The sequence below is a fragment of the Acidithiobacillus sp. TH-A35 genome (assembly GCF_057473505.1).
Map to the genome: position 1 here is coordinate 1 of NZ_JBYCKR010000221.1, position 6,063 is coordinate 6,063.

The 6,063-nt window shown below is 59.9% G+C and carries 6 protein-coding genes and 1 pseudogene; 5 read left to right on the forward strand and 2 right to left on the reverse strand.

Going from position 1 to position 6,063, the window contains the following annotated elements; genetic code table 11:
* Positions 1 to 471: pseudogene (locus AC2VNK_RS07475) on the forward strand (MFS transporter); the annotation flags it as partial.
* On the forward strand, positions 464 to 1,723 hold the full coding sequence (locus tag AC2VNK_RS07480; RefSeq protein WP_486883339.1) for an NAD(P)/FAD-dependent oxidoreductase: 1,260 nt from the start codon (positions 464 to 466) through the stop codon (positions 1,721 to 1,723). The pseudogene AC2VNK_RS07475 and the gene AC2VNK_RS07480, both read left to right, overlap by 8 nt.
* A gap of 112 nt (positions 1,724 to 1,835) precedes the next feature.
* Here the strand turns inward: AC2VNK_RS07480 and AC2VNK_RS07485 are convergent, their stop codons facing one another.
* Positions 1,836 to 2,225 (reverse strand): group II truncated hemoglobin, encoded by a 390-nt coding sequence (locus AC2VNK_RS07485; protein WP_486883340.1) that lies wholly within the window; start codon positions 2,223 to 2,225, stop codon positions 1,836 to 1,838.
* 255 nt (positions 2,226 to 2,480) lie between these two features.
* On the opposite strand from AC2VNK_RS07485, the gene AC2VNK_RS07490 reads away from it, so the two are divergent.
* From AC2VNK_RS07490 to modD, 3 genes are all read left to right on the forward strand, one after another.
* Positions 2,481 to 3,842: an NAD-dependent succinate-semialdehyde dehydrogenase gene (locus AC2VNK_RS07490; protein WP_486883341.1), complete on the forward strand. Its 1,362-nt coding sequence runs from the start codon at positions 2,481 to 2,483 to the stop codon at positions 3,840 to 3,842.
* 71 nt (positions 3,843 to 3,913) lie between these two features.
* Positions 3,914 to 4,120, forward strand: a complete 207-nt coding sequence (locus AC2VNK_RS07495) for a TOBE domain-containing protein (RefSeq protein ID WP_486883342.1) — start codon at positions 3,914 to 3,916, stop codon at positions 4,118 to 4,120.
* 123 nt (positions 4,121 to 4,243) lie between these two features.
* Entirely contained in the window at positions 4,244 to 5,098 is an 855-nt protein-coding gene (gene modD, locus AC2VNK_RS07500) for a ModD protein (RefSeq protein ID WP_486883343.1), read from the forward strand.
* 18 nt (positions 5,099 to 5,116) lie between these two features.
* Here modD and AC2VNK_RS07505 read toward each other — a convergent pair whose 3' ends face one another.
* On the reverse strand, positions 5,117 to 5,992 hold the full coding sequence (locus AC2VNK_RS07505; RefSeq protein ID WP_486883344.1) for an ATP-binding cassette domain-containing protein: 876 nt from the start codon (positions 5,990 to 5,992) through the stop codon (positions 5,117 to 5,119).
* Positions 5,993 to 6,063: the final 71 nt, after the last annotated feature.

The window sequence follows — 6,063 nt, forward strand, 5'->3', positions numbered from 1 at the left end:
CTGCCAGCCGCCAGCGGTGCCCTCGCCCTGGCCCTTTTCTGGGGCGGCATGACCGCCGCGCGTTTTGCCTTGGGCTTTATTCCCAACCATTTGCTGCACCGGCGGATCATTTATCTGCTTGCGCCTCTGGGGATCGCCGTATGCTTCCTGCTCATCCCCCATCTCGTCAACACCAGCGCCTTGCTCATGGCCTTTACGGCCGCGGGGGTCGCCTGCGGCATCTACTATCCCTACAGCATGGCCTACGGCATTGCCGCCCACCCCAAGGAAGGCACCCAGATGGCCGGACTCCTGGTCGGGGCACTCATGGTGGGCGAAGGCATCGGCTCCTTCGGGCTCGGCCCCCTGCAGAGTCTGCTCAGCCTCGGTGACATTTATACCCTGTCGGCCCTCTGGGCCATCCCTCTCTTCTATCTCGCCTGGCGCAACAGCCGGCCAGCCCATGCGCAAGGGGGCATGCCCCATGACTGAGCGTATCCTCATTCTCGGCGGCGGTTTTGCCGGTAACGCCGCCGCCCACGCCCTCCGGGGTCAAGGGCTGGAGGTGACCCTCATCGACCAGTGCAATTATCATCTCTTCCAGCCTCTCCTCTACCAGGTGGCTGCCGGAGATCTCCAGGCGGAGGCCATCGCCACCCCGCAAAGGCGCCTCCTGCGCGGCGGCGGCCTGCATTTTCGCCTGGGGCGGGTCGTTCGATTGGACCTTCCCCAACGGGCGATCCTTCTCGATGACGGCGATACCGTTCCCTATGATTACCTCTTCATCGCCCTCGGCACGGTCACCAACTTTTTCGGCAATGCCGCCATCGCCAGCCATGCGCTGCAGATCAAGGGCGTAGAGGCGGCCGAGATGCTCCGTTCACGTATCCTCACCGCCCTGGAAGCGGCCAGCCACTGTAGCGATCCCGCCGAACGGCGGCGCTGGCTCAGCTTCGTCATTGCCGGAGGTGGCCCCACCGGGGTCGAATTCTGCGGCGCCTTGCTGGAGCTTCTGCGCGTCTTGCTCCCCCGCGACTACCCGGAATTGCAGCCGGAAGAGGCGCAAGTCACCCTGGTACAGGGCAGTGCAGGCTTGCTTCCCGGCTTTGCCGCGCCTCTGCAAGCCCAAGCCGCCCGCAAGCTGCAAAAACTCGGGGCTCAACTGCGCTTTCACACCCATGTCCGGGATTTTGACGGGAGGACCGTGCAGTGCCAGCCCGACGCGGCGATCCCCACCCGGACTCTCGTCTGGACCGCCGGCGTAACGGCCAACCCCTTGGCGGCCACCGTGCCCGGCGCCAAGGGACCCGGTGGGCGCATCATCGTCGATCCCCACCTGCGCCTGCCGGAACACCCTGAGGTCTTCATCCTCGGCGATTTGGCCTGCAGCAGTAATGGTGAATTTTGGCCTCAGGTGGCGCCCTTTGCCCTGCAGAGCGCCCGCCACGCCGCCCTGTTGCTGCAATCCCAACGGCAAGGGCGGGTCCTCCCTCCCCCCTTCGCTTATCAAGACCAGGGCAGTATGGCCGTCCTCGGGCGTTTCGATGGCGTCTGCCAGATTGAGCGCTGGCATCTGCGCTGGCATGGCTGGAGCGCATGGCTACTCTGGCTGGGTCTGCACCTCTACCGCATCATCGGCACCCGCAATCGCCTTCTCACCCTCCTCGACTGGGGAACGGATTATCTACGCCACAGCGCCGCCGTAGAAATCATTCGCTCTCCGCCCAACGCTTCCGACCCATGAGCCCATATCCGACCAGCCCGGCAGTTGGTTAAGTTCTGTTTCATGAATTACCCAGTTCCACCAGCCGACTCATCCCTTCGGACAATAAGGCGGTATTTTACGGGTTTTAACTCTAGCGATTCCGCATGAAGTCAGCCGTGCGCTGAAAGGCACCCTGCAGGTGCGCATAGAGTTCAGGCTCCATCTCTACCTCGCGCATGGCACCAAGCATACAGGCCATCCACTGATCCCGTGCCTGATCGTCTACCGGGAAAGAGGCATGCCGTGCCCGTAAGCGGGGATGCCCAAAACGCTGCACGTACAGATCAGGCCCGCCCAGCCAGCCCGACAGAAACAGAAAGAGCTTCTCCCTGGACTCGGAAAGGTCTTTCGGGTGAATATCCCGCAGCGGAGTTTGCCACTGCGCCTCGCTATCCATCAGGTCATAAAACCGGTTGACCAGCTTGCGAACGGCCTCCTCACCACCAAGACGGGCGTAGGGCGTACTTTCAGGTTCAAGCATCAATGGTCTTGCTCCAGATAGGTGTATAGAGGCCACAATGTTTATGATGCATGCTACGCGGGCATGGCCTTTTTGTGCTTTATTAATGTCTGCGCTACAGTCAATCCGATACAACCTGCCCAGCAAGAGTACCTTCTTTGGACGTTATTCGGCAACGTCCCGGCTTCTGTCCATCGCACACAGGAAAACTCCATGCCCCTTGCACCTACAGCCGCATTCATCGATGGATGCTGGACAGACCTCAGGACGCGATTTGTGGTACGGAGCCCGGTCAATCAACAGATACTCGCCGAAGTGTCCGATTGCGGAACTCGGGAGGCTGAAGCAGCGGTGCAGGCGGCAACGGTCGCTTTTGCAACCTGGCGCCAGACTACCGTCTACCAGCGCGCGGCCATCCTCAGCCGTTGGGCGGATCTCATCCAGGTTCACGCAGAAGACCTCGCACGTCTCATCACCTGGGAGATGGGCAAACCCATACGGCAGAGTCGTGCGGAAATCAAAACTGCCGTCGCCCTGGCGCGCTGGTACGCCGAAGAATGCAAACGCATCATCGGCGAAAGTATCCCTTCCCAGTTTCCAGACAAGCGCCTACAGATCTGGAAAGTGCCGGTTGGTCCGGTATTCGCCATTACGCCGTGGAACAGTCCGGTCTCCATGGTCGTTCGCAAGATAGCGCCGGCTCTGGCAGCCGGCTGTACAGTCATCCTCAAGCCAGATGAGCAAACGCCGCTCTCCGCATTAAAACTTGCCGAACTCTGGGCGGAGGCGGAGGGACCCGCTGGCACCCTGCAGGTGCTCCCCAGCTCTGATCCTGCACCTCTGGCGGAGCGACTGATGGCGGACCCGCGCATAGCCAAGTTGAGTTTTACCGGCTCTACGGCGGTCGGGCAGAAGCTTTATTCGCAGGGATCGCCGACCATCAAACGGCTTGCTCTGGAATTGGGCGGGCATGCTCCTGTGCTGATTTTTGCCGATGCGGATATCGATGCGGCGGTGGCCATGACCATCCATGCCAAATTCCGCTATGCCGGCCAGTCCTGCGTCGCCGCCAACCGCTTGTATGTGGATGATGCGATCCTGCCAGAGTTTACCGCACGCTATCTTGAAGCTATGGGTCACCTCAAGGTCGGAGACCCTTTTGCAGAGGACACTGACATCGGGCCGCTGGTTTCCGAAGCTGCTGTCCAGAAGTTCAAAGCGCAATTGCAGGACGCCCTGGACCGGGGTGCAAGACTTCTGTGCGGAGGGGATGCACAAGGCCTGTGGTGCGCCCCGACCCTCCTCGCCGACCTCGATCCGCAGAGCCGTATATTCCACGAAGAAAGCTTCAGCCCCCTGCTGCCCATACAGGGGTTTCGCAGCGAAGTGGAAGCTATCGCCCGCGCCAATGACACCCCCTATGGGCTGGCCGCTTATCTCTGGACCCGCGATCTCGGACGCGCATACCGCATCGCGGAGGCGCTGCAATGCGGCATCATCGGCGTCAATGACGGGTCTCCCGCTACCCCGCAGGCGCCCTTCGGCGGCAGCAAGCTTTCCGGACTGGGCGCCGAGGGCGGCAAATGGGGGTTGGAAGAATTCTTACAGTTGCACTATGTTTCCATCCAGTTGCCATGACAATTATCCATTCCCTGACCACCCAGGTAGGCTATACTGTTACGTTCTTATCGGTTAATCAGGGGACAGTCATGGAAACCAGTCTGCGTAATCATTTAAAGGGTAAAGTGGTTGAGATCGTCAAGGGTGGGGCGGTTTCGGAAATCGAGGTGGAAACCTCCGCCGGTATAATCGCCTCCGTGATTACCACACGGAGCGTGGAACGACTCGGGCTCAAGGTGGGTGACGATGTTTTCGCGGTAATCAAGGCCAGCGAAGTAGGTATCGAAAAACCCTGAAGCGGCTGTTCCAGGCGATCAACCGTCTGGTGAAACAGAGCGCACCGCTGCCCGGTCACTCTGCAACCGCTGTCACGGACCATCTGCCATTGCGGGTGGTTCACTGTTATTACGGGCTACGCCATGTTCTTCTCCCCGCAGGAAATCACCGCACTCATCCAGGAAGATCAGCCTTTCCTGGACCTCACCACCCGGATGCTGGGCATTGGTGACAAAGCCGCTAACATGCGTTTTCACTGCCGTCAGGATATTACTGTCGCTGGTACGGAACTCGCCGTGAAGATATTGGACGCCTGCGGCCTTACCGTGACCGAAAGTCAGCCGTCGGGCGCATTGGTCGCAACCGGTACCACCCTGCTGGCTGCAGAAGGTTCCGCAAGTGCTGCCCACTCTGCCTGGAAAGTGGCGCAAAACGTGTTGGAGTACGCGTGTGGCATCGCGACCTACTCCGCGCAATTGGTACAGCAGGCGCGCCAGATCAATCCCCGAGTATCCGTGGTTGCGACGCGTAAGAATATTCCTGGAATACGGCGCTTTGCCGTCATGGCTGCTCTCGCAGGGGGAGTCTTGCCGCACCGGCTGGGCCTCTCGGAAAGTGTTCTGGTATTTGACCAACACCTAGCCTTTTTAGGTGGTTTATCGCCTTTCTTGCAAGAGTTGGCACAATATCGGAGACAGGTTCCCTCCAGCAAGATCGTGGTGGAAGTGCAAAAGACGGATCACACCATGGCGGACGCTTTGGCTCTGGCTCAGGCCGGGGTCGCCGGGATTCAGTTTGATAAAATGGCGCCCGGGCCCCTGACAGAAATCGCCGCAAAGCTGCGTGCCGTGGCACCGGAGGTCACATTGTTTGCCGCAGGCGGGATTACCTTTGCCAATATTCATGCCTATGCGGCAACTGGTATGGATACCCTCGTGACCAGCGCTGTCTATCACGCCGCACCGGCCGATATCGGTGTGGAGATTCGCCCCGTATAAGACCGTGACTCCCGCGCGTCAGGGGATTTTAATCAGCATGGGGTGAAAGGCCTTCTGGAAAAGCAATATCTTGTCGCCCGCACGAAGGTCATGCACTTCATCTGTGCTGGCGACGATGCGGGTAATCTGGTTGCCCATCAATACGGTGACGCTCCAGAGCACATCCAGGGGCACGATCGCCAGGACTTCAGCATGCACCTGCCAGCGCCCCAGCATGTGCTGTGGCGAGAAAACCTTCAGCGGCGGCCCGTCATCGCGAATTTTGCCCTCTTCCAGACAGCAAACGCGCTGCACCATTTTGAATACTTCGGCAAGATCATGGCTGACCAGGATAATGGTGGTCCCAAAGCGCCGGTGCAAGGCCAGTATTTCATCCTGGAGCTGGGTCCGCATGACATGGTCCAAGGCGGACAAGGGCTCATCCAGGAGCAATACCTGTGGCCGACGCAGCATGGCGCGCGCTAGCGCGACCCGTTGCCGCTGACCGCCGGAGAGACTGGCAGGAAAGCGGGTTTGCAGGTTTCCCAGCCCGGTGAGGGCGAGCATCTCGTCCACCGCCTTCAGGTCTTTCTTGTCGGCCAGGGCAAAACGGAGATTGTCCCGCACGTTCAGATGAGGAAACAGGGAATAGTCCTGAAACACCATGCCGACCTGCCGTTTCCGGGGTGGGAGGCAGATCTGCTTGGCGCTGTCGAACCACAGCGTATCGCCCACCTTGATGCGACCCCGATCCGGTGGAACGAGTCCAGCCAGCATCCGCAGCAGGGTGCTTTTGCCCGCACCCGACGGTCCGAAGAGGGCGACCACCTCCCCTGCGGCCAAACGCAAGTCCACTTCCAGCCGGTAATCCCCCGACACGCCATGCAGAGACTTTTCCACACAGAGCTCAATCATATCGTGTCCAGCAGCTTTTTATTGAGCACATAGACCATGAGCAGAATGGCGAAGGAGATGGCAAAAAGCAC

What these genes read in the sequence shown, in the direction of transcription:
- AC2VNK_RS07480 (WP_486883339.1), top strand. Translation starts at nt 464, where the DNA reads ATGACTGAGCGTATCCTCATTCTCGGCGGCGGTTTTGCCGGTAACGCC.
- AC2VNK_RS07485 (WP_486883340.1), bottom strand. Translation starts at nt 2,225, where the DNA reads ATGCTTGAACCTGAAAGTACGCCCTACGCCCGTCTTGGTGGTGAGGAG.
- AC2VNK_RS07495 (WP_486883342.1), top strand. Translation starts at nt 3,914, where the DNA reads ATGGAAACCAGTCTGCGTAATCATTTAAAGGGTAAAGTGGTTGAGATC.
- modD (WP_486883343.1), top strand. Translation starts at nt 4,244, where the DNA reads ATGTTCTTCTCCCCGCAGGAAATCACCGCACTCATCCAGGAAGATCAG.
- AC2VNK_RS07505 (WP_486883344.1), bottom strand. Translation starts at nt 5,992, where the DNA reads ATGATTGAGCTCTGTGTGGAAAAGTCTCTGCATGGCGTGTCGGGGGAT.